This window comes from Enterococcus sp. DIV1420a (genome assembly GCF_051712165.1).
Classification (GTDB): Bacteria; Bacillota; Bacilli; order Lactobacillales; family Enterococcaceae; genus Enterococcus; species Enterococcus faecalis.
This window is the reverse complement of the sequence record NZ_JBIOOI010000001.1, coordinates 227875-247712: the sequence shown is the minus strand read 5'-3', so window position 1 is coordinate 247712 and position 19838 is coordinate 227875. Positions and strand designations below refer to the sequence as shown.

22 protein-coding genes, 1 pseudogene and 1 other annotated feature are annotated in these 19838 nt (G+C 36.2%); of the genes and pseudogenes, 15 read left to right on the top strand and 8 right to left on the bottom strand.

Translation table 11 applies throughout. From position 1 onward, the window contains the following. Window positions 1-225 precede the first annotated feature (225 nt). The 5 genes from IGI80_RS01385 to IGI80_RS01365 all read left to right on the top strand — a co-directional run bounded on the left by IGI80_RS01385 (window position 226) and on the right by IGI80_RS01365 (window position 7276). Window positions 226-1539, top strand: a complete 1314-nt coding sequence (locus tag IGI80_RS01385; RefSeq protein ID WP_002355107.1) for an NCS2 family permease — start codon at window positions 226-228, stop codon at window positions 1537-1539. Window positions 1540-1698: 159 nt separating this feature from the next. Further along, window positions 1699-2913 carry a tRNA uracil 4-sulfurtransferase ThiI gene (gene thiI / locus IGI80_RS01380; protein ID WP_438722453.1) on the top strand — a complete coding sequence of 405 codons (1215 nt, stop codon included), beginning with the start codon at window positions 1699-1701 and terminating at the stop codon, window positions 2911-2913. A 129-nt stretch (window positions 2914-3042) separates the two neighbouring features. Then, a complete protein-coding gene (locus tag IGI80_RS01375) occupies window positions 3043-3690 on the top strand; it encodes a redox-sensing transcriptional repressor Rex (protein ID WP_002365189.1) in 648 nt (215 codons plus the stop codon). A gap of 63 nt (window positions 3691-3753) precedes the next feature. Beyond that, window positions 3754-4242 carry a thiol peroxidase gene (tpx, locus tag IGI80_RS01370; protein ID WP_002367321.1) on the top strand — a complete coding sequence of 163 codons (489 nt, stop codon included), beginning with the start codon at window positions 3754-3756 and terminating at the stop codon, window positions 4240-4242. 49 nt (window positions 4243-4291) lie between these two features. Further along, window positions 4292-4531, top strand: a binding site (T-box leader). A 102-nt stretch (window positions 4532-4633) separates the two neighbouring features. Beyond that, window positions 4634-7276, top strand: coding sequence for a valine--tRNA ligase (locus IGI80_RS01365; RefSeq protein ID WP_438722452.1), 2643 nt, complete (start codon window positions 4634-4636; stop codon window positions 7274-7276). A gap of 126 nt (window positions 7277-7402) precedes the next feature. Here the strand turns inward: IGI80_RS01365 and tnpA are convergent, their stop codons facing one another. The 3 genes from tnpA to IGI80_RS01350 form a co-directional block, all read right to left on the bottom strand. Beyond that, entirely contained in the window at window positions 7403-7858 is a 456-nt protein-coding gene (tnpA, locus tag IGI80_RS01360; protein ID WP_438722451.1) for an IS200/IS605 family transposase, read from the bottom strand. A gap of 197 nt (window positions 7859-8055) precedes the next feature. Continuing rightward, window positions 8056-8655: a TVP38/TMEM64 family protein gene (locus IGI80_RS01355; RefSeq protein ID WP_002361109.1), complete on the bottom strand. Its 600-nt coding sequence runs from the start codon at window positions 8653-8655 to the stop codon at window positions 8056-8058. After that, window positions 8648-11212 (bottom strand): YfhO family protein, encoded by a 2565-nt coding sequence (locus IGI80_RS01350; protein WP_141893383.1) that lies wholly within the window; start codon window positions 11210-11212, stop codon window positions 8648-8650. The genes IGI80_RS01355 and IGI80_RS01350 overlap by 8 nt, the downstream gene beginning before the upstream one ends. A gap of 248 nt (window positions 11213-11460) precedes the next feature. Between IGI80_RS01350 and IGI80_RS01345 the strand changes: the two genes are divergently transcribed. The 3 genes and pseudogenes from IGI80_RS01345 to radC form a co-directional block, all read left to right on the top strand. Next, window positions 11461-12783: a bifunctional folylpolyglutamate synthase/dihydrofolate synthase gene (locus IGI80_RS01345; RefSeq protein ID WP_002410879.1), complete on the top strand. Its 1323-nt coding sequence runs from the start codon at window positions 11461-11463 to the stop codon at window positions 12781-12783. Next, window positions 12767-13426 (top strand): HAD family hydrolase, encoded by a 660-nt coding sequence (locus tag IGI80_RS01340; RefSeq protein ID WP_002385286.1) that lies wholly within the window; start codon window positions 12767-12769, stop codon window positions 13424-13426. Before IGI80_RS01345 ends, IGI80_RS01340 begins: the two co-directional genes overlap by 17 nt. Before the next feature lie 55 nt (window positions 13427-13481). Then, window positions 13482-14030, top strand: a pseudogene (radC, locus tag IGI80_RS01335) (RadC family protein); the annotation flags it as partial. 24 nt (window positions 14031-14054) lie between these two features. Here the strand turns inward: radC and IGI80_RS01330 are convergent. The 4 genes from IGI80_RS01330 to IGI80_RS01315 form a co-directional block, all read right to left on the bottom strand. Further along, complete coding sequence (locus IGI80_RS01330) at window positions 14055-15422, bottom strand: recombinase family protein (RefSeq protein WP_438722450.1); 1368 nt, start codon at window positions 15420-15422, stop codon at window positions 14055-14057. A gap of 97 nt (window positions 15423-15519) precedes the next feature. Continuing rightward, entirely contained in the window at window positions 15520-16248 is a 729-nt protein-coding gene (locus tag IGI80_RS01325; RefSeq protein WP_438722448.1) for a potassium channel family protein, read from the bottom strand. A 58-nt stretch (window positions 16249-16306) separates the two neighbouring features. Next, window positions 16307-16651: an ImmA/IrrE family metallo-endopeptidase gene (locus IGI80_RS01320; protein ID WP_438722447.1), complete on the bottom strand. Its 345-nt coding sequence runs from the start codon at window positions 16649-16651 to the stop codon at window positions 16307-16309. A gap of 19 nt (window positions 16652-16670) precedes the next feature. Next, a complete protein-coding gene (locus IGI80_RS01315) occupies window positions 16671-17003 on the bottom strand; it encodes a helix-turn-helix domain-containing protein (protein ID WP_438722445.1) in 333 nt (110 codons plus the stop codon). Window positions 17004-17317: 314 nt separating this feature from the next. Between IGI80_RS01315 and IGI80_RS01310 the strand changes: the two genes are divergently transcribed. Further along, entirely contained in the window at window positions 17318-17533 is a 216-nt protein-coding gene (locus tag IGI80_RS01310) for a Thoeris anti-defense Tad2 family protein (RefSeq protein ID WP_438722444.1), read from the top strand. Here IGI80_RS01310 and IGI80_RS01305 read toward each other — a convergent pair whose 3' ends face one another. Further along, window positions 17534-17872, bottom strand: a complete 339-nt coding sequence (locus IGI80_RS01305; protein ID WP_438722443.1) for a hypothetical protein — start codon at window positions 17870-17872, stop codon at window positions 17534-17536. 77 nt (window positions 17873-17949) lie between these two features. On the opposite strand from IGI80_RS01305, the gene IGI80_RS01300 reads away from it, so the two are divergent. The 6 genes from IGI80_RS01300 to IGI80_RS01275 are packed head-to-tail and all read left to right on the top strand — an operon-like array spanning window position 17950 to window position 19832. Then, window positions 17950-18126 carry a helix-turn-helix domain-containing protein gene (locus IGI80_RS01300; RefSeq protein ID WP_010708393.1) on the top strand — a complete coding sequence of 59 codons (177 nt, stop codon included), beginning with the start codon at window positions 17950-17952 and terminating at the stop codon, window positions 18124-18126. 10 nt (window positions 18127-18136) lie between these two features. Next, window positions 18137-18280 (top strand): hypothetical protein, encoded by a 144-nt coding sequence (locus tag IGI80_RS01295; RefSeq protein ID WP_438722441.1) that lies wholly within the window; start codon window positions 18137-18139, stop codon window positions 18278-18280. Window positions 18281-18317: 37 nt separating this feature from the next. Further along, window positions 18318-18464, top strand: a complete 147-nt coding sequence (locus IGI80_RS01290) for a hypothetical protein (protein ID WP_438722439.1) — start codon at window positions 18318-18320, stop codon at window positions 18462-18464. A 9-nt stretch (window positions 18465-18473) separates the two neighbouring features. After that, the gene (locus IGI80_RS01285; RefSeq protein ID WP_438722438.1) at window positions 18474-18863 is read left to right on the top strand and encodes a hypothetical protein; all 390 of its coding nucleotides are present in this window, start codon (window positions 18474-18476) and stop codon (window positions 18861-18863) included. Between the two features lie 39 nt (window positions 18864-18902). Further along, window positions 18903-19511, top strand: coding sequence for a hypothetical protein (locus IGI80_RS01280; RefSeq protein ID WP_438722437.1), 609 nt, complete (start codon window positions 18903-18905; stop codon window positions 19509-19511). Window positions 19512-19550: 39 nt separating this feature from the next. Beyond that, window positions 19551-19832 carry a hypothetical protein gene (locus tag IGI80_RS01275; RefSeq protein WP_002399700.1) on the top strand — a complete coding sequence of 94 codons (282 nt, stop codon included), beginning with the start codon at window positions 19551-19553 and terminating at the stop codon, window positions 19830-19832. Window positions 19833-19838 lie beyond the last annotated feature (6 nt).

The following is a 19838-nucleotide window of genomic DNA, read 5'->3' as shown; positions in this document are numbered from 1 at the left end:
TTTATAAGACTATTGGCATGGTGGATTTGTCTGTGCAAAGGTCTGTGTCTTTAGTCAAAGCTATGTGTATTTAATGGAATAGGCTAGTTTGCAAAATCCTATTGTATCAAGTAAAATGAGACTATTCGTGCTTAATAATATCTGTTCAAGGAAGCACGTTGTTTCATTAATAAATTGAATATTTTACGAACATTGTAAAATGTTTAGATTTTAGGAGGACGGAACATGAAAGAAAAAATAAGTTCATATTTTGAACTTGAACAATTGAATACGAATATGAAACGAGAAATGTTAGCTGGTTTCACCACGTTTATCTCGATGGCGTATATTTTGTTCGTTAATCCAACCGTACTTGGTGCTTCTGGCATGGACGAAGGCGCTGTTTTTACTGCCACCGCTTTAGCGAGTGCCTTAGGTTGTATTTTAATGGGTGTGTTGGCGAAATATCCGATTGCGACAGCACCAGCTTTAGGAATTAATGCATTCTTTGCTTATTCAGTCTCTGTTGGTATGGGGATTCCTTGGCAAACGACATTAGCAGGCGTTTTTGTGGCTTCATTGATATTTATTTTAATTACAATTTTTAAATTACGCGAGCTAATTATTGATGCAATTCCTGCAGACTTGAAATTTGCCATTTCAGGTGGGATCGGGTTGTTTATTGCTTTTCTTGGTTTAAGCCAAGGTGGCTTAATTGTGGCTAATGATGCGACACTCGTTGGCTTAGGACCTTTGAATGTTGGTTCAACGTGGGTTACCATTGTCGGCTTAGTCGTAACTGCAATTTTGTTAGTTCGTCGAGTACCGGGTGGTATTTTTATTGGGATGGCGATTTCAACGATTGTTGGTTTAGCGACAGGCGTTATTCCAATGCCTGATAAGATTATTTCAAGCGCGCCAAGTTTAGAACCAACATTTTTAGTGGCGTTAGGACATGTGAAAGATATCAATACGATTCAAATGTGGGTCGTGGTTTTAACGTTCCTATTAGTAACATTCTTTGATACGGCTGGTACGTTGGTGGGCTTAGCCAATCAAGCAGGTTTTATGAAGGACAATAAAATGCCGCGTGTGGGGAAAGCTTTAGCCGCTGATTCAACAGCGATGTTAGCTGGTTCTCTATTAGGGACATCGCCAGTTGGCGCATATGTCGAATCATCTGCGGGGATTGCTGTGGGTGGTCGTTCAGGAATCACAGCTATTACAACCGGGATTTTATTTATTTTCAGTTTGCTATTTTCTCCTTTGTTAGCAGTTGTCACTTCGCAAGTTACAGCACCAGCGTTGATTATTGTTGGTGTTTTGATGGCACAATCCTTAAGCAAAATTAAATGGAACGAGATGGAAATTGCGATTCCTTCCTTCTTAATCTTGTTAGGAATGCCATTGACATACAGCATTTCAGATGGGATTGCCTTAGGCTTTATCTTCTATCCAATTACAATGATTGCGGCAAAACGTGGGAAAGAAGTTTCGCCAATTATGTATGGCTTGTTCTTTGTTTTTGTCGGATTCATGTGGATCCTGAATGCGCAATAAGCAAGAGAGAAAGTTATCAAATAGTTGATTCATAAGACAATGAACTTATGAATCAACTGTTTTTTTTCGACTAAGCACTAGAAAAACGCCCCTTATTTGATGTATAATTTGCAAAGACATTGACCTGTGAAGATACAGGAACAGAGAGGAATTAATTGAGTGAAATATACAGAAATTATGGTTCGCTATGGCGAATTATCAACTAAAGGAAAAAATCGTAAAACGTTTATCATGCAGTTAGCACAAAATGTGAAACGTGCGTTAGCTGATTTTCCAGCATTGAAAATCCATGCAGATCGAGATAGAATGCATATTTTATTAAATGGGGAAGATAGTGAAGAAGTGATTCCAAAACTAAGTAAAGTGTTTGGAATTCAAAATTTTTCGCCAAGTATTCGTATTGAAAAAGAAATGCCAGCGATTCGTGCAATGGTTCAAGAGGTTGTTCGGGAAGTTTATACGCCAGGTAAGACGTTTAAAATTACTGCTAAACGCTCGGATCATTCATTTGAACTTGATTCAAATGGCTTGAATCAAGAATTAGGTGGGGCCGTTATTGAAGCCATTCCGGAAATTCAAGTACAAATGAAAAAGCCTGATATCAACTTAAGAATTGAAATTCGTAAAGATGCGGCGTATTTATCTTATGAAACGATTCGCGGTGCGGGTGGATTGCCAGTGGGCACCAGTGGTCGTGGTATGTTGATGTTGTCAGGAGGCATTGATTCACCAGTTGCTGGTTATTTAGCTATGAAACGTGGCGTGGAAGTGGAAGCTGTCCATTTTGCTAGTCCACCTTATACAAGTGAACAAGTGTTACAAAAGGCTAAAGATTTAGCTGAAAAATTAGTCCCTTATGTAGGAACTATTCAATTTATTGAAGTGCCCTTTACAGAAATTCAAGAAGAAATAAAACGAGTTGTTCCCCAAGGCTACTTAATGACCATTACACGACGTTTAATGTTACGCTTAACAGATGCAATTCGTGAAATGCGGAAAGGTTTAGTCATTATTAATGGTGAATCGTTAGGACAAGTGGCTTCGCAAACACTTCAAAGTATGGTAGCAATTAATGAGGTTACTTCAACACCGATAATTCGACCCGTTGTTTCAATGGATAAGACAGAAATTATCGAAATTGCCGAAAAAATTGACACGTTTGAATTAGCCATCCAACCCTTCGAAGATTGTTGTACAATTTTTGCGCCACCGCAACCGAAAACACGACCTCGCTTGGATAAAGCGCAAGATTATGAAGCGCGCTTAGACTTAGAAGGTTTAATGGCTCGGGCCTTAGAAGGACTCAAAATTACAGAGATTTCAGCAGAAACAGCGAAAGATAAACAAGAAGACGAATTTGCAGATTTCCTATAAGAAATAAATACAGTGACGGTCGCTTAGACGTCACTGTATTTATTTTGTACTTATTTCACAAACAAGTTGCTCGGAGAGGGGAACCGTGATAAACTGAATATGTGAAGTAGGTAACAAGGAGGACAGAGGATGGAGAAAAAAATGCCTAAAGCAACGGCAAAACGTTTGCCGGTTTATTTACGTTATTTAAAAATGTTAGGGGATTCTGGTGTTAAACGCATTAAATCACGAGAGTTTAGTGAAATGATCCAGATTCCTTCTGCAACGATTCGGCGTGATTTTTCCCACGTTGGTGAACTGGGCCGAAGCGGTTATGGTTACGATGTGCCGTATTTAATTGAGGTATTTAGTAATATTTTAAATACGCAAGAAGAAAAAAGAATTGCTCTGATTGGTTGTGGCAATTTAGGCAAGGCATTATTAAAAAATAATTTTAGACGCAACGAGAATTTGAATATTGTCTGTGCTTTTGATAATGATTCGGCTTTAGTTGGCACCACGATTAATGGGTTATTAGTTCATGATATGTCTGAGTTAGAAGCATTCGTTCGACAAGAAGGGGTCACGGTAGCCATTTCTACAGTACCAAGTCACCATGCTCAAAAAGCCATCGACAAAATTGTACAAGCGGGTGTGACTGCGATTTTAAATTTTGCGCCAGACCGTGTCAGTGTGCCAGCCAACGTTAGTGTGCAGTATATTGATTTAACAACGGAACTGCAAACACTGATTTATTTTAATGAAACTTTTTCACTAGCAAATAGCCCAAAGCAATAAAATTGTCTTCATAAAAATCCTCTACTATACTTATTATTGAAAGTGGAAAAGGAGGATTTCAGAATGAATGTTACAAGAAAAGGGCACGTATTAGAATTGACAGGTGAACAGCCCGAAGTTGGCACAAAAGCCCCCGTCTTTTCTTTGAAAAATTTAAACAACCAAGAAATCAACTTGGCAGATTATAAAGGTAAAACGGTTTTAATTAGTGTGGTTCCTGATATCGACACACGTGTTTGTTCACTGCAAACGAAACGTTTCAATCAAGAAGCGGCGAAATTAGACGGTGTTCAGATTATCACGATTTCCAATAACACAGTTGAAGAACAAGCAAATTGGTGTGCCGCTGAGGGTGTCGAAATGGAAATGCTTCATGATACTGAAGACTCATTTGGTGCAGCTTATGGTTTGTATATTCCAGAAATGGGCCGTTTAGCACGTGCTATTTTTGTGATTGACCCAGAAGGAACGTTAGTTTATGAAGAAATCGTCTCAGAAGTTTCGTCGGAACCCGATTATCAACAAGCGTTAGAAGCTGCAAAAAAAGTGTAATCCCTCTAGATTACAAATTGACTTTGCTTGCGCTTCATTGTAGAATGAAGCAAAGACAGCGAACAAGAGGAGTATCATTGGCGTCGTTTTAGAGAAAAAGTCGTTCAGGTGCAAGACTTTTACACAACCAGTGAGAAGGTAGCTTGTGAGTCAATGGTTTGAACACAGTACGTTAGTAGAACGATTCGTTTCGTGAACGTTATCTCACGAATGAGTGGCATTTGAATGAATTCAATTCAAATGCAATTTAGGTGGTACCGCGTAAATAAGATGAATCTACGCCCTAAAATACGAAAGTATTTTAGGGCGTATTTTAGTGTTTAGCCCAAAAAACTCATTTGTAAAATAATTACCGCTCCAAATCGCGTATTTTAAGAAAGAAGGGGAAAAAATGTCAGAAGAAAAAAACTTACCAACGAAATATCAACCGACAGAAATCGAAGCTGGCCGTTATCAAAAATGGCTAGATCAAGATTTATTTAAACCAAGTGGCGACAAAAAAGCGAAGCCCTATTCAATTGTTATTCCACCACCTAATGTAACAGGGAAGCTACACTTAGGGCATGCTTGGGATACAACATTACAAGATATGATTATCCGCCAAAAAAGAATGCAAGGCTTTGATACGTTATGGCTGCCAGGAATGGACCATGCCGGAATTGCCACGCAAGCAAAAGTAGAAGAGAAACTAGCACAACAAGGAATTTCACGTTACGACTTAGGTCGTGAAAAATTTGTTGATCAAGTGTGGGAATGGAAAGAAGAATATGCTTCTCACATTCGTGAACAGTGGGCAAAAATGGGTCTTTCTTTAGATTACAGCCGTGAACGTTTCACTTTAGATGAAGGGCTATCTGAGGCTGTTCGTAAAGTGTTTGTCTCTCTTTACGAGAAAGATTTGATTTACCGTGGTGAGTATATCATTAACTGGGATCCGAAAGCGAAAACAGCATTGTCTGATATTGAAGTAATCCATAAAGATATTGAAGGAGCTTTTTACCACATGAGCTACCCATTATCAGATGGTTCTGGTGTTGTTGAAATTGCGACAACGCGTCCTGAAACAATGTTGGGAGATACGGCGATTGCGGTCCATCCAGAAGATGAACGGTATCAGGAACTTATTGGTAAGACAGTTGTCTTGCCATTAGTAGATAAAGAAATTCCAATTATTGCAGATGACTATGTAGATATGGAATTTGGAACAGGGGTTGTAAAAATCACACCTGCCCATGATCCAAATGACTTTGAAGTCGGTAATCGTCATGACTTACCTCGAGTAAATGTTATGAACGAAGACGGCACGATGAATGAACTGGCTGGAAAATACGAAGGAATGGATCGTTTTGCCGCACGTAAAGCGATTGTCTCCGACTTGAAAGAACTAGGTCGCTTAATTAAGATCGAAACAATGAATCACAGCGTGGGCCATTCAGAACGAACAGGCGTTGTCGTGGAACCACGTTTATCGACCCAATGGTTTGTAAAAATGGGACCATTAGCTGAAAAAGCAATGAAAAATCAAGAAACAGAAGACGCTGTTGAATTTTATCCACCACGCTTCAATCAAACATTTTTACGTTGGATGGAAAATATTCATGACTGGGTTATTTCGCGACAATTATGGTGGGGCCATCAAATTCCTGCTTGGTATCACAAAGAAACGGGCGAGATGTATGTTGGGATGGAAGCACCAGCCGACAGTGAAAACTGGGTTCAAGATAGTGACGTCTTAGATACATGGTTTAGTTCTGCTTTATGGCCATTTTCAACGATGGGTTGGCCAGATGAAGCAAGCGAAGATTATCAACGTTACTTCCCAACAAGCACATTAGTTACTGGCTATGATATTATTGCCTTTTGGGTAAGTCGTATGATTTTCCAAAGCTTAGAGTTTACAGGCGAACGTCCCTTCCAAAATGTCTTAATTCACGGCTTAATTCGTGATGAGCAAGGACGCAAAATGAGTAAATCATTGGGGAATGGGATTGACCCAATGGATGTCATCGAAAAATATGGCGCAGATGCGTTACGTTGGTTCTTATCAAATGGTTCAGCACCTGGTCAAGATGTTCGTTTTAGTTATGAAAAAATGGATGCTTCTTGGAACTTTATCAATAAGATTTGGAATGCAAGTCGTTTCGTTATCATGAATGTAGAAGGTATGACTGCTGCAGATATTGACTTTAGTGGTGAAAAGACTGTCGCTGATCGTTGGATTTTAACGCGCTTAAACGAAACAGTCGCCCGTGTCACAGAATTATTTGATCGTTTTGAATTCGGTGAAGCAGGTCGCCAATTATACAACTTCATCTGGGATGATTTCTGTGATTGGTATATTGAAATGAGTAAAGAAATTCTTTACGGAGACAATGAAGCAGCTAAACAAACAACACGGAGCATCTTGGTGTACACATTGGATCAAATCTTACGCTTATTGCATCCAATTATGCCGTTTGTAACAGAAGAAATTTGGGAAAAAATTCCGCATCAAGGTGAGTCATTGGTTGTGGCAGAGTACCCAGTTGTTCATGAAGAATTTAACGATGAAGCAGCAGCTCGAGGAATGGAAGTTCTGAAAGAAGTTATTCGTTCGGTTCGGAATATTCGAGCAGAAGTGAATACACCACTTTCTAAACCAATTACCTTGTTAATTAAAACAAACGATACAGAAGTAGAAGAATTTTTAACAGCTAATACTAGCTACTTGGAACGCTTCTGTAACCCAGAGGAATTAGTCATCAGCCGTGAAATAGAAGCGCCAGAATTAGCCATGTCCGCTGTATTAACAGGCGCAGAACTATTCCTACCATTAGCTGGGTTGATTAATATCGAGGAAGAAATTGCTCGCTTAGAAAAAGAATTAGACAAATGGACAAAAGAAGTCAAACGTGTGCAAGGCAAACTTTCAAATGAACGTTTTGTGTCAAATGCACCAGATGAGGTCGTGGAAGCAGAACGTGCAAAAGAAAAAGACTACCTTGAAAAACAAGAGGCTGTCAAAGAACGGATTGCCCAATTACGTTCAATCTAAGTAAATATCCACCCGCATAGCGGGTGGCTTTTTAATAGCCCTAGAAGGGCTCGCTACCTGCTGCTCCCTTTAAGGGAGCTTTTTTTAGAGACCGCCAACCGCTACCTTTCTATTCTTATCTAGCTATTACTTCCTAAATGGATCTTTATACTCTCTTTTGTTTATACTATCCCTTACTCGATCTTCTGCTTCTTGTTCTCGTATATACTTTGCTATCGTTTTTTGGTTCAGTCCTACAGTGCTCACATAATAGCCTTTTGACCAAAAGGATAGATTTCCATAATTGTATTTTAAATTCGCATGACGTTCATGAATGATTACTGCACTTCTTCCTTTTAAGAAACCCATAAAACCTGATACACTCAACTTCGGTGGAATTCTTACCAACATATGGATATGGTCGGGCATTGCATGCGCTTCAATGATTTCGACTTCTTTCATCTCACACAATTTTCTTAGTATTTTCCCTATATCTCGCCTCAATTGACCATAGATTACTTTTCTTCTATATTTTGGTGTAAACACAAGATGATACTTACAATTCCAACGAGTATGTGCTAAACTTTTATCGTCGTTCGACATTCAAAAACTCCTTTCGATTTGATAACGGTTGGTAGCCTTTATCTATTATATCGAAAGGAGTTTTTATCGCTAAAGCTCTGACCTCCACGCGCAGTACGCGTGGTTTTTTTGTCGAAATCTCTTTAGAGATTTCGACTGACTAAAGTCATTAAAAAGAAAAGACAACAAAACCAAACGTTGGTTTTGTTGTCTTTTTGTTATAATTTGCCAAATAATTGAAACAAATACAACATTAAGTAGCTGTAAGTAGCCACAGACCAGAATTTCAATAAAAGAACAATTTTCATGAATTCTTTTAAAGAAATATCTGTAATTCCCGCCACTAAACAAACAATATCATCTGGAGCGAAGGGGACTAACATAGTAAAGATTAAGAGCTTTTTGACATTGTGTTCATTTTTGTCTAAAATCTCTTCAAATTTTTTGTATTTATTGGGTGAAAGGATTATTTTTACAAAGCTACGTCCATAGTAACGAACCAGTAAAAAGCCAATAAACTCACCAATAATCAATCCAAGATAGCTATACAAAAGTCCTTGCAAATTGCCAAACATCAACATTCCTGCAACAGAAGAGATTCCTCCAGGTAGAATAGGGATAATCACTTGGACGATTTGTAAAAGAACGAAACACAGAACCGCATAGTTACCAAACTGTTTAATAAAAGCTTGCAAGGAAGCAACAGAATGAAAAATTCCTCTGGAATATCCCCATAAAATTAAGCCGAAGAAAAGCACCAGTCCAACTAGGGGTAACCACCGAATGAGTCCATTTAAAAATTTTTTCTGATTAGTCATGAGTGGCCTCCTGACGTTTTCGACGGTATTTTTTAAAGCCAAGATAACCAGCCGTTCCCAGTAAAATCGTTCCGCTGACGGCAGTGCCGAGATAAATCATTCTTGGATGATAGGCAAAGGTTAACTGCTGTTTGCCAGCTGGGACTTCAACAGCTAAAAAGCCACCTAGAATGCGTTGTGTTTTTAAGGGTTCTTTTTGTAGCGACGATTTGACTTGCCAATCTTGGTCATAAGGAATGGACGTATACAGTAACTGAGTGTCATTTCCAGGTACATTCAGTGCGCCATTTAAATGGCCTTTTTTAGTTGCATTCACGTGAAGAGCTTGTTGGCGTAATTTGTCAACCGCACGATTAAAGGCTGTTTGGTCTAAAGTTTGAAGTTGCCAATTAGTTAAATCAACCACTTGTTCAGCAGTTAGTGACAGGGTCACGGTAGTTCCTTTTTCAAAATGCCCTAAATTGAACAGTTGATTGGTTGCAATATAAATCGGCGTCGAGATAACTTGTTGGTTTACCTTCAATTGTGTAACTTTTTTCCATTTTAAATTCGGAATATAAAGATGCAAGTCGCCAGTGCTATTCACTTTAAAGGTTGCTTCAATTGTTTCATTGGTATGATGAGGTTCATTTATCAACGAAGCTGTTTTAAAGTAAGGTTTATCCGTCGGCACGAGCGTTTGCAGGAGTTCTTCTTGGGCATCTAAAGGATTATTTTTTGCTAATTTTAACTTGGTTAATGCGGTTGGCGCCAAAAAGCCCATACCGATCGCTTCATCATTTTCCATGATTTTCGTGGAACCAACTGTTTTTAGCAATTTTTCACTCGTAGGTTTTTCAATTGGTAAAAAGTCATATTTCACATTTAAAAGTAAATTGGTTAATTGTGAATTATCCACATAGGCAATCCGGCGATCATTTTTTCGATATAAACCTAGCGCACTTAATGTGTCTTGGGTAGTGGCAGTTAAAGTCGAAGTATAGCTAGAAACGCCAGCATAGCCATAAAGTAAAGGATTATTGTAGCCGTTATTGATTTCACGGAACCCTGTTTCTTTGGAAGGAATGACTTGTTTCATGCGATAAAGTTCTGGTGCTGAGGCCATTTTTTCATCGATTAATTGGCTGTGTTTTCGGTAATCTTGGGCAAATGTTGCTTGGCTACCAAAGGGCATGTGTTTAAAAGAAATCCAGAAATTCGTTGTTAATTCTGTGCTGACCAGTAAGAATAAAGCAACGACTACATAGTTTCTTAAGGCCTTTTTGTGTGCTAAACGCAAGCAAAAGAAAATCAACCAAATAAAAAGTAAACTTAGCCATAAATAATTGATCGAAATTAAGAGATTCTTTTGTGGACCATAATACAAAGATCCGTAGCCAATGACTAACAGCAGACTAAAAATAATAGGTGCGGTCCAAGGAATGGTCACTTTTTTAAGCCAAACTTCATAGGCAAAGACAATCAATAAAAAGCTAAAGATAAAGACATTTCGGTAAGGGAACCCAGCTGGGCTTTGAAACATGTGCCACACAGTGTTAAAGGCTTCTAACCAAAAGCTTAAAAAGAGAATGAATAAAAGAATTGCTGAAGCTATTCTTTCTTTTAACGCAATTTGTTTCGTTTGAAAATAGGCAACACAGAGGAGTGTCACAAATAATCCAGCAAAAACGGTTGGTAAATGGTCTAAACGCAACTCATAATTAATAGAACCTAAGCCTAATTGCGAGAAGAACGAAGTGTTGAACTTAGGCGTTAAAAAGAACGTCGAGACATCAAAATCTGCTTTTTTTGTATAGAGCATCCCTTCTGCTGCAGGTAATAATAAAAAGCTAGTTGCAGTTCCTGTTAAAAAAGAAACGAGGATGAATAACGGACTTTGTTTAAAAAATTGCCGAATAGCATGGGCTTGGGTATTCTTTTTAAAGAACCAATAGATACTGTAAAAAACAGCAAAGAGACAAATCATATAACCCATGTAGTAATTCGTCACAATCGCTAAAAACAGGGTTATACTGTATAAGCCCCATTTGCGTTGATCCCATAAACGTTGGAGTCCCAATAAGATAAGCGGGAATAGAATCAGTGCATCCAACCACATAAAGTTTTGGCTATAGACGGTGACAAAGCCACAGAAACTATAGGACGTTGAAAAAAGTAACGTGGTGCCATCAACTTTTTGATAGGTGTATTTTAAATAGCTAAACATCGTCGTGCCCATCAAGGCAAGTTTTAAGGTAATAATCCATAAAATTGCTATAGGTAATTGTTCATAAGGAAAAAAGAAAGCCAACACATTAAAAGGGCTCAGTAAGTAATAGGCTGCCAAAGGAACAATCGACTCACCAATCTCATTGGAAAAAGAGTAGAATGTAGTTATTCCCTCGTGAAAAGAGCGTTTTAAAAAACTCAAGAAAGGCATGTATTGTGTGCCTAAATCACTAACTAATAAGTTGTTGTCACCAAAAGGCGCAAGTTGTAATGTCATCCATACAAGCAATAGAAGTAAAAACGGCAAGAAAAAACTTCCTAACCATAAAAGCTTCGATTTGTTTTTCATCAAAATAAGTCCACCTTTATAAAAAAATCATGAATAAGCGTGTTGAACGCTCTAAAAATAGTTTTTAATTGGCTGGCTAGAATGAACCATCCAGAATGTTAGTTTACCATAAGTTCATTAATGTATCCGCTAATAACGCAAAATTATGAAAAATGCAAAAAGTTTTCAAGAAAAAGTTTCAATTGGTTATTAGTGAAAAAGTCACCTAACTTAGTTATAATGTAGAAGAAGACAAGGAGTTGGACAAGATGCAATTAACAATAGAAGAAGCCATTGAATGGATTCATAGCCGGTTACCCTTTGGTTCAAGACCTGGTTTGGATCGGATTAATGCGTTATTAGAAAAAATTGATCATCCAGAAAACAAAGTGCCAACGATTCATATCGCAGGAACCAATGGTAAAGGCTCAACCGTGACATATTTACGCTGTCTATTAGAAGAAATGGGCTTGAAAGTCGGAACCTTTACCTCTCCTTATATTGAATCATTTAATGAAAGAATTGCGATAAATGGTCAACCAATTTCAGACGAACAATTGATTACCTATGTGGAAAAGTATCAACCAATCATTCAAGAATTAGACCAGATCACTGAAGTGACTGGAATTACAGAATTCGAAACATTGACAGGAATGGCCTTGGACTATTTCGTGAATGAACAAGTGGATATCGCCGTTGTTGAAGTTGGCTTAGGTGGATTACTTGATAGCACCAATGTCGTGAAGCCATTATTGACGGGAATTACGACAATTGGGAAGGATCACACAGAAATTTTAGGTGAAACAATTGCTGAAATTGCCTATCAAAAAGCGGGTATTATTAAAGAAAAAGTCCCAGTAGTAACAGGCAACATTTGTGCTGATGCGCTAGCAGTCATTGAAAAAGTCGCACAAGAAAAACAGAGTCCAATTTTTCGTTTTGGCAAAGAGTATCAAGTGGAATATCTACATCCTGATACACAATGGGGGGAAGTATTTAATTTCTATGGAGAAATGGGCAAACTGACAAAGATTAAAGTTCCCTTGTTGGGGCGTCACCAAGTAGAAAACGCGGCGGTAGCTATTCAATTATTTGACAAGTATTGCCAACTACAACATTTGCCGTTTAAAGAACGAGACATTACTCAAGGGTTAGCTAAAGCGCAATGGCCAGCTCGAATGGAACGACTTAGTGATGAACCATTGATTGTTTTAGATGGTGCCCACAATGATCATGCAGTAAAACGCTTAGTTGAAAACTTGCGCAAAGAGTTTCCACAACACACGATTCATATTTTATTTTCAGCTTTAGCAACTAAAGATGTGGATGAGATGATTCAGGACTTAAAACAAGTACCGAATGCGCATCTTTACTTAACTAGCTTTGATTACCCTAAAGCTATTGCACTTACAGAAATGGAAAAATATGAAGACGATTTAACAGAAATTGTGTCTTTATGGCAATTTGGCTTAGGCGAAATTTTAGAAAAAATGTCGACAGATGATTTATTATTAGTAACAGGTTCATTATATTTTGTTTCTCAAGTAAGAGAATTACTTTTAACTATAGGAGGAAATGATGAAGAAATTTGATGGCGTAATTTTTGATATGGATGGGTTGCTTTTTGATACGGAGTTGATTTACTATACATCTACTCAAAAAGTAGCAGATGCAATGGGGTTACCATATAGTAAAGAAGTCTATTTAGACTATGTTGGGATTTCCGATGAAGAAGTACAAGAGAATTACCGACGTATTTATGCATCCTATGGTCATGACACAGTGGAAGAATTTATCCGCCGTTCTTATGATGATACCCTGCAAGAGTTTCGATCTGGTAACGTCCCTTTAAAACCAGGGGTGGTGGAATTTCTCGACTTTTTAGATGATCAAAAAATTCCTCGATTAGTTGCCTCAAGTAACGTCCGTCCAGCAATTGAAATGTTATTAAGCCATGCTGGGATTCAGGATCGTTTTGTAGGGATTGTTTCAGCAGAGGATGTTAAACGAGCAAAACCAGACCCAGAAATTTTTCAAAAAGCTCGTCAACTTTTAGGAACAGAAGCCCCGAAAACCTTGATTTTCGAAGACTCATTTCATGGGGTAAGTGCGGCTCATAGTGCGGGCATTCCAGTGATCATGGTACCTGATTTATTGCAACCAACTGAAGTTATCCAAGAGAAAACATTACATGTTTTGGAGAGTTTACATCAAGCGCCACATTATTTAAAATAATAAAAACAACACTCCTTTGCGTAGTTTATTAATGACTAGCAAAGGAGGTTTTTTTATGCAAGTATCGGATCTGTTTATTCGTGAGATGCCGAGTGATTGTTTACCACGAGAACGGCTCTTAGCGATAGGAGAAAAAGCATTATCGAATCAAGAGTTGTTGGCGATTCTGTTACGTACTGGCTCAAAAGAAGCAGACGTGATGACTGTTGCCGCAACGCTGTTAAAACAGTTTAAGCAACTTTCTTATTTGCAGCAAGCCACGTTGAACGAGTTAATGGCTATTAAAGGCATTGGCCAAGTGAAAGCCATTGAATTACGTGCGGCCATTGAATTGGGGTGTCGAATTTATCAAAGTAGTCAAATCAAATTTGGCAAAGTTACGTCCAGTCAACAAGTCGCTCAACGATTACTCCAAGAGATGAAGGGGCTGCAACAAGAACATTTAATTTGTATTTACTTGAATACCAAGAATGACATTATCCAACAGAAAACGATTTTCAAAGGTTCACTGAATCAAAGTATTGCTCATCCACGCGAAATTTTTCGGGAAGCGGTTAAATATTCTTCTGCTCGCATACTATTAGCTCATAATCATCCATCTGGTTAGTATTTGTTAGTGCAAATGAAATCAATATCCTAAAAAATTTATTTTCAAATTTCCATCTGGATAAACTACAATATTTTTAATCACTTGCCGCCATAAAGAACTTTTTTCCGAAATAGTTAGCTGTTTATATCCATCTCTAAATTCAGCAGTAGAGTAGTTATGCAGTAAGTTCAAATCAATTTTAGCAATTTTATTATCTCTTTCAGGAATTAAAAGTGCTTCTAATTCTTCTCTGTCTTTTTTATATTCCTCTAGTGTTATAACCTCATTTAGATAAGCTTTTTTTAGTCTATCTATTTTCTTTTTTATTTTATCATTAGTATTCTTAGTTTTTTTTACTTCGGGTTCTTTTTGCATTCTTACAGACAATTCTTCTGCTTGTTTTTCAATATTTTCCAGAAGGAAATTTTCTAGTCTAGTTTCATATATACCTTTTTTATTAGCACATTTTTTAGCGTTATTGCGATTTTTGGTGCATCTATATAAATGTCTTTCATTATGGTTTGTCGTACCGTCTTTTCGTACATATCGGCTAATAACCGCCGTGGCGGAATAATTACAACCACATTCATTACAAACTAACAATCCAGTAAACATATAGTCGCGTTTTTTATTCATACGAATATTTTTTGAAAGTTGTAATTGTACTCTTTCGAATACGTCACGATCAATAATAGGTTCACAAAAATTTTTATTATCTCGTAATTCACCAATGTATTTTCTATTAGTAAGCATTTGCCGAACACTTTGATAATCTCTTGTCATGCTGAAATGATTTTCTAAATGTCTCACTGTTGCACGCATGCTACCAGTTTCTAAATAGTACTGGAAAATTTCTTTTAATATTTCAGCTTTTTCATTCGGAACAAGATGTTTGTCTTTGATATCGTAGCCAAGCGGTACTTTCCCACTAACAACTTCACCTTTTCGTATTTTATTATCGAAAACGGCCCGAATTCTTTCAGAAGTCATCTGTGCTTCAAGCTCAGCAAAACCCATTGATTGATTTACAAATGAACGGCCCATTGCTGTTTCTGTGTTAAAGAAAGGTTGTGTAACGGCTAACCAAGTAACATTGTTTTTGTCTAGTATTTCTTGAATATTTAAATAATGACGTAAATTTCTAAACCATCTATCTAATTTTGTAAATAAGATCGTATCGATTTTTCCTTTTTTAACATCATCTAATAATTTTTGAAATTCATCACGATATAGTTTCTGGCCTGAAATGCCATCATCTATATAAGTTTTGAATACTCTCATATTTCCTTGCTGTCTTACGTATTCATTTAAAGTGTGTTGTTGTTCATCCAAACTATCACCGTGTTTGGCTTGTTGATCTGTAGACACACGTATGTATAACGCAACTCGTTTTATTTCATTTGCCATTGTTTCACCTCATTATTTTTGGTAAAATAGGCGTAACAAAATAAGCCTATTTTGGTTCTATTTTTAACGCACTAACTTCTTGGTCGGAGAGGGTGCGTTATTTTTTTATTTCCTCTTTTAGCTGTTCAATCGTTGTTTCTAATTGATCAATTTTATTAATAAGTATTTCAATTTTATCATTTGATTCTTCATCTTCATTATTACTTTTATTAAAATATTCTGTAATAGTTGAGGTAAGCATGCCAATAAAGCCAATTCCTAAAATCATTAGAATGATTGCCGCAACTCTACCTAATGGCGTAGCTGGTGAAATATCGCCATATCCAACAGTAGTTGTGGTAACTAAAGCCCACCAAAAAGAATCTAAATATGGAACGTTTTCAGCATAAGAGTATATCATTGCTGAAGTAATAATGAGTATTAAACTTAAATAAATCATATTTAAAAAGCCATTAGTATTTAAGAATGATTTAGTGTTCCTAGTTAGTTTGCCAACTACTCCTATTGCTCGTGTTAGTTTGGCGAGCCTTGCTATTTTAGCTATACGAAATAGTCTAGCAATTCTAAAGAAAGAAAAAATAGTATCAAAAGGAATTATCGCAATCAAATCAAAAATATTTGTTTTAAAAAATTTGATTTTATTTTTTGAAATAGATAGTCTAATTACATAATCAATAGTAAACGTGGTTAGAATAAAATTATCAATAAAACTAAAAGGAGTATTGTTAATATTAATGATATTTGAAAAATCCAAAATAACTAAAAAAATTGATAATACTGACAAAATAACAATAGAGTAGTTATAGAGTTTTTTATTTATTTTCAATACTGTTCACTCACTCTCAAAATGAGATCTAAAGTCCGTGTTCCCAGCACGGGCTTTTTCATATTAAATAAGTTTCTTGCCCCATTTTTAAATTATAATGTGTGATTACATTGGAATAATTAAACTGACCATCATTATTTTCAATCAAACACTCAAACATATAACATTCAGCTTCTGCTTCCATTTTTGATCTAAAAATGGGGATTTTATATAAAGGCATTATGTCTACATGATCTTTGACATGTTTAAATTCATGATATATAGATTCCTCCTGTTCTTTTTTTGTCAGGCTTTGATTAACGAATATTATCCCGTACTTCGGTTCAAAGCATGCTCGTTTGTTTAATTTAATGAAAACTATATCTATCTTATACTTATCTACCAAGTTTTTAATATTTACCATAAAACACAACCTTACATATTTATTTCCCGAATCTACCTTTTAAATATGCTCTAATAACTTCTCTATCATGATCATCAAGTGGTTCACCGTCAAAACTCATCACATTGTCTAAAACTTCATCCAAATCATCTGTTTGTTTTGAATTGGCTGGGTTAGGATTGTCAGTTCTTCCTAATAAGTAATCAATCGATACATTAAAATAATTGGCAATGTTTCTTAGCTTGTCAGCTGCAGGTTCTTTAGTTTTTAACGTATATAAGTAGTTTTTGCTGTAACCAAGTTCTATTGATATCTCTTTTAAGTTTTTATCACGTTTTTTTGCAAGTTCTTGTATCCTTTCAAATGTTGTCATATCAGTATTTCCACGCTTTCTTATAGCTAAAAAAGAAAAAAGTATAAAAAAGTTTGACAAAACTATTGACTGTCTAACTAAAGTTGGATATACTCTTATCGTAAGCTAATTTATTAGCTAATAAGTTCTTAAATAAAACCAATAAATAAAACAAAAAAATCGTTGGGGAACGGTAAAAGGGTTTATTTACTAGTCTTTAGAAGGCTTATTTAGCTATGGATAAATAGTACACTATAGTTGGAAACGTGTCAACAGATTTTATTAAATTAGCTAATTTTTTAGCTTACAAATTAGAAATGAAAGGGGGAATGAAGTTGAATATAAAGGAAGTACTAGTTTTAGCGCATAGTCAAGGGAAATACGTAGTTCGTGAAAAGTGGATTGATATAGGACTTAAATTATCAGTGATGGCTACTAATACAGCGGATTGCTGTTGGTTAATTGATACTAGAACGGACCCCATCGCTCCTGCGAAGAGATGGAATCCGGATTTAGAAGATTTAACTGCCGATGATTGGAAAGTGGTTTGATTATTTGAAAATACCTCTAATTTTGGAAATGAAGTTAATTACTTTATTTAGATCATTGCTAAAGCGATTTTCCATAGTAACGATACTTTTGTCTAGTAGAATTGAACGAAAAATTTTGTTAGAAGCCCATTTATTGGATATATAACCGCTGTTAGCCAAGGAACGCATTGTATCTATAAAGTCATCATATAACCAATTTTCGAAAAAATTTTGGTGTAATTCTTCACCGCTCCCTAATATTTTCGCTTCAGATTTTGAAATACCGTTATTTATTCTATCTAAGTATTCTTTATAGATAACAGAAAGCAATTCTTGAGCGTCTTTTGATAGATCATCCATTAATTTTCACCACCTTATCAGTTATTTCAGCAGACCACTTGCTGATAAGAAAAGTATACCAGAAAGGATGTGATTAGATGTCACAAGACTTAGAGCTTGAAGTAAGAGCTGCATTAGTAAAAGCAAAAAAAACTCAAACATGGTTAGCAGAAGAATTAGACCTTTCAAAACCGTATCTTACAGATATTTTGAAAGGCCGTAGAAGTCCAGAAAAACAAATCAAAAAAATCAAAAAAATCTTAAATATCAAGTGAGGTGAATAATATGGCAGATCAAGTAAATATTGATTTATTAGGTCAAGCATATTGTAACGTTATGACACGTAAAACAGGTATCACGCATACGTACACTATTAAAGGAAAGGACGATAAAAAACACGATGAAAAAAATGTACAAAAACCTAAATAAGTTAACCTACTGCTTATATATCTTTGGAGTAGGGTTATTGATCGGCGCAGAAGCTGACGGAAAAATTTTATTGATTTATGCATTAGTTCTGATGACTTATAACCTTGTCATTGAATTTTGTTCATTTAATAGTTGGATTGACGATAACGCTGGTGAAATTTACAAGAGGAAACAGAATCGCTAGGTGAAGTAAATGGATGTAATCGACGTAATAGGAATAGTCGCAATTCCAACAGTAATTTTAGGCACATGGATTCATATAATTAGTGTGAATTTGAACTATTTAGAATCGATAATAATTGATTCAGGTAAACAATATATTTTACCAAACCCAATAGTAGATAGTAGAACAGGTGCTTTATTACACCAAATGAAAGGGGAAAAAACTATGTTAACAGCGAGTGAAGCCTTTTTAGTACGTGAGGCGGTACGAGAAAAAATTGAAACCTTACTGGAAATAGTACGTCATGAAAGTGCAAAACCTCCCACAAAACAAGATCTGCATGCATTAAAGCATTTCCAAGCAGAATTAGAACGTTACGAAATTGCTTATCAAAAAATGCTCAATGAAGTGGGGTGTTAGTTGATGAAAAGGTGGACTAAAGAGGAAGAGAAGCTAATTTTGAAGAAAATCAAGTATGACCATAGAGGATTTGTTTGTAATGGTCGTGAATTAGCAGAATTATTGGGTTGCGAAGTGAAGGTTATACACTCAAAAGTCTTACGCATGCGAAGAAAAGGCCAACTTTTTGAAATTTATTGGGATGACCCAATAGACCCACCCGCTCATCCTCTTACGAGTAGAGAAAAAGAACGCATTATTTCGTTGTATACAGCAGGTTGTCCGCTAGTAACTATAGCACAGGAGCTAGATCAAACAGAATATGCAATTACAAATAAAATTAATCGGTTATTTAAATCGGGAAAATTGAAGCCAAGTAGACATCGACCTTACACAAAAGAAGATATTAATTTATTGCTCAAAGAAATAAAGTTTGACGAAAATGGTTATGTTTTAAATACGGAATATTTAGCTAGGATTTTGAATAGAAGAAAATATCAGATATCCAGAAAAATATTTGATATGAGAAAAGCAGGCATGATTAATACAATGCCTGATAAAAGTAAAGTAAATAAAAATGGGTATGATGCGATGAAGAAACAGATAAATATATCTTATCAGTTGTATGTAGCAAAACAAAAGAGCCTACCTCGTTTGCAGACGAAGTAAGCCATTAAATAAATATTCTATATAAAGGAAGTGTAACACATGGAAAAAGAATTTGTCATTAAAATTGGAAAACTTTATATCAAAAGAAGTTATCAAGGGAATAGCCGTGAGTATCTAGGCTTTGGGTTTACCAGCGACGTAAACGAGGCAAAACGTTTTTACGAAGATGAACCTGTTACAACTGTAAAAAATGAACGATACGACAGAAGAACTGTTCAAGTTGTTAGCTCTAACGGACTAGAGTACGCCAATTTTGTAGCAGAACAATTGGGTGGTCAAGTTTACGAAGTACAAACAACGATTAAGTTGTCAAAGGTTTAGGAGGAG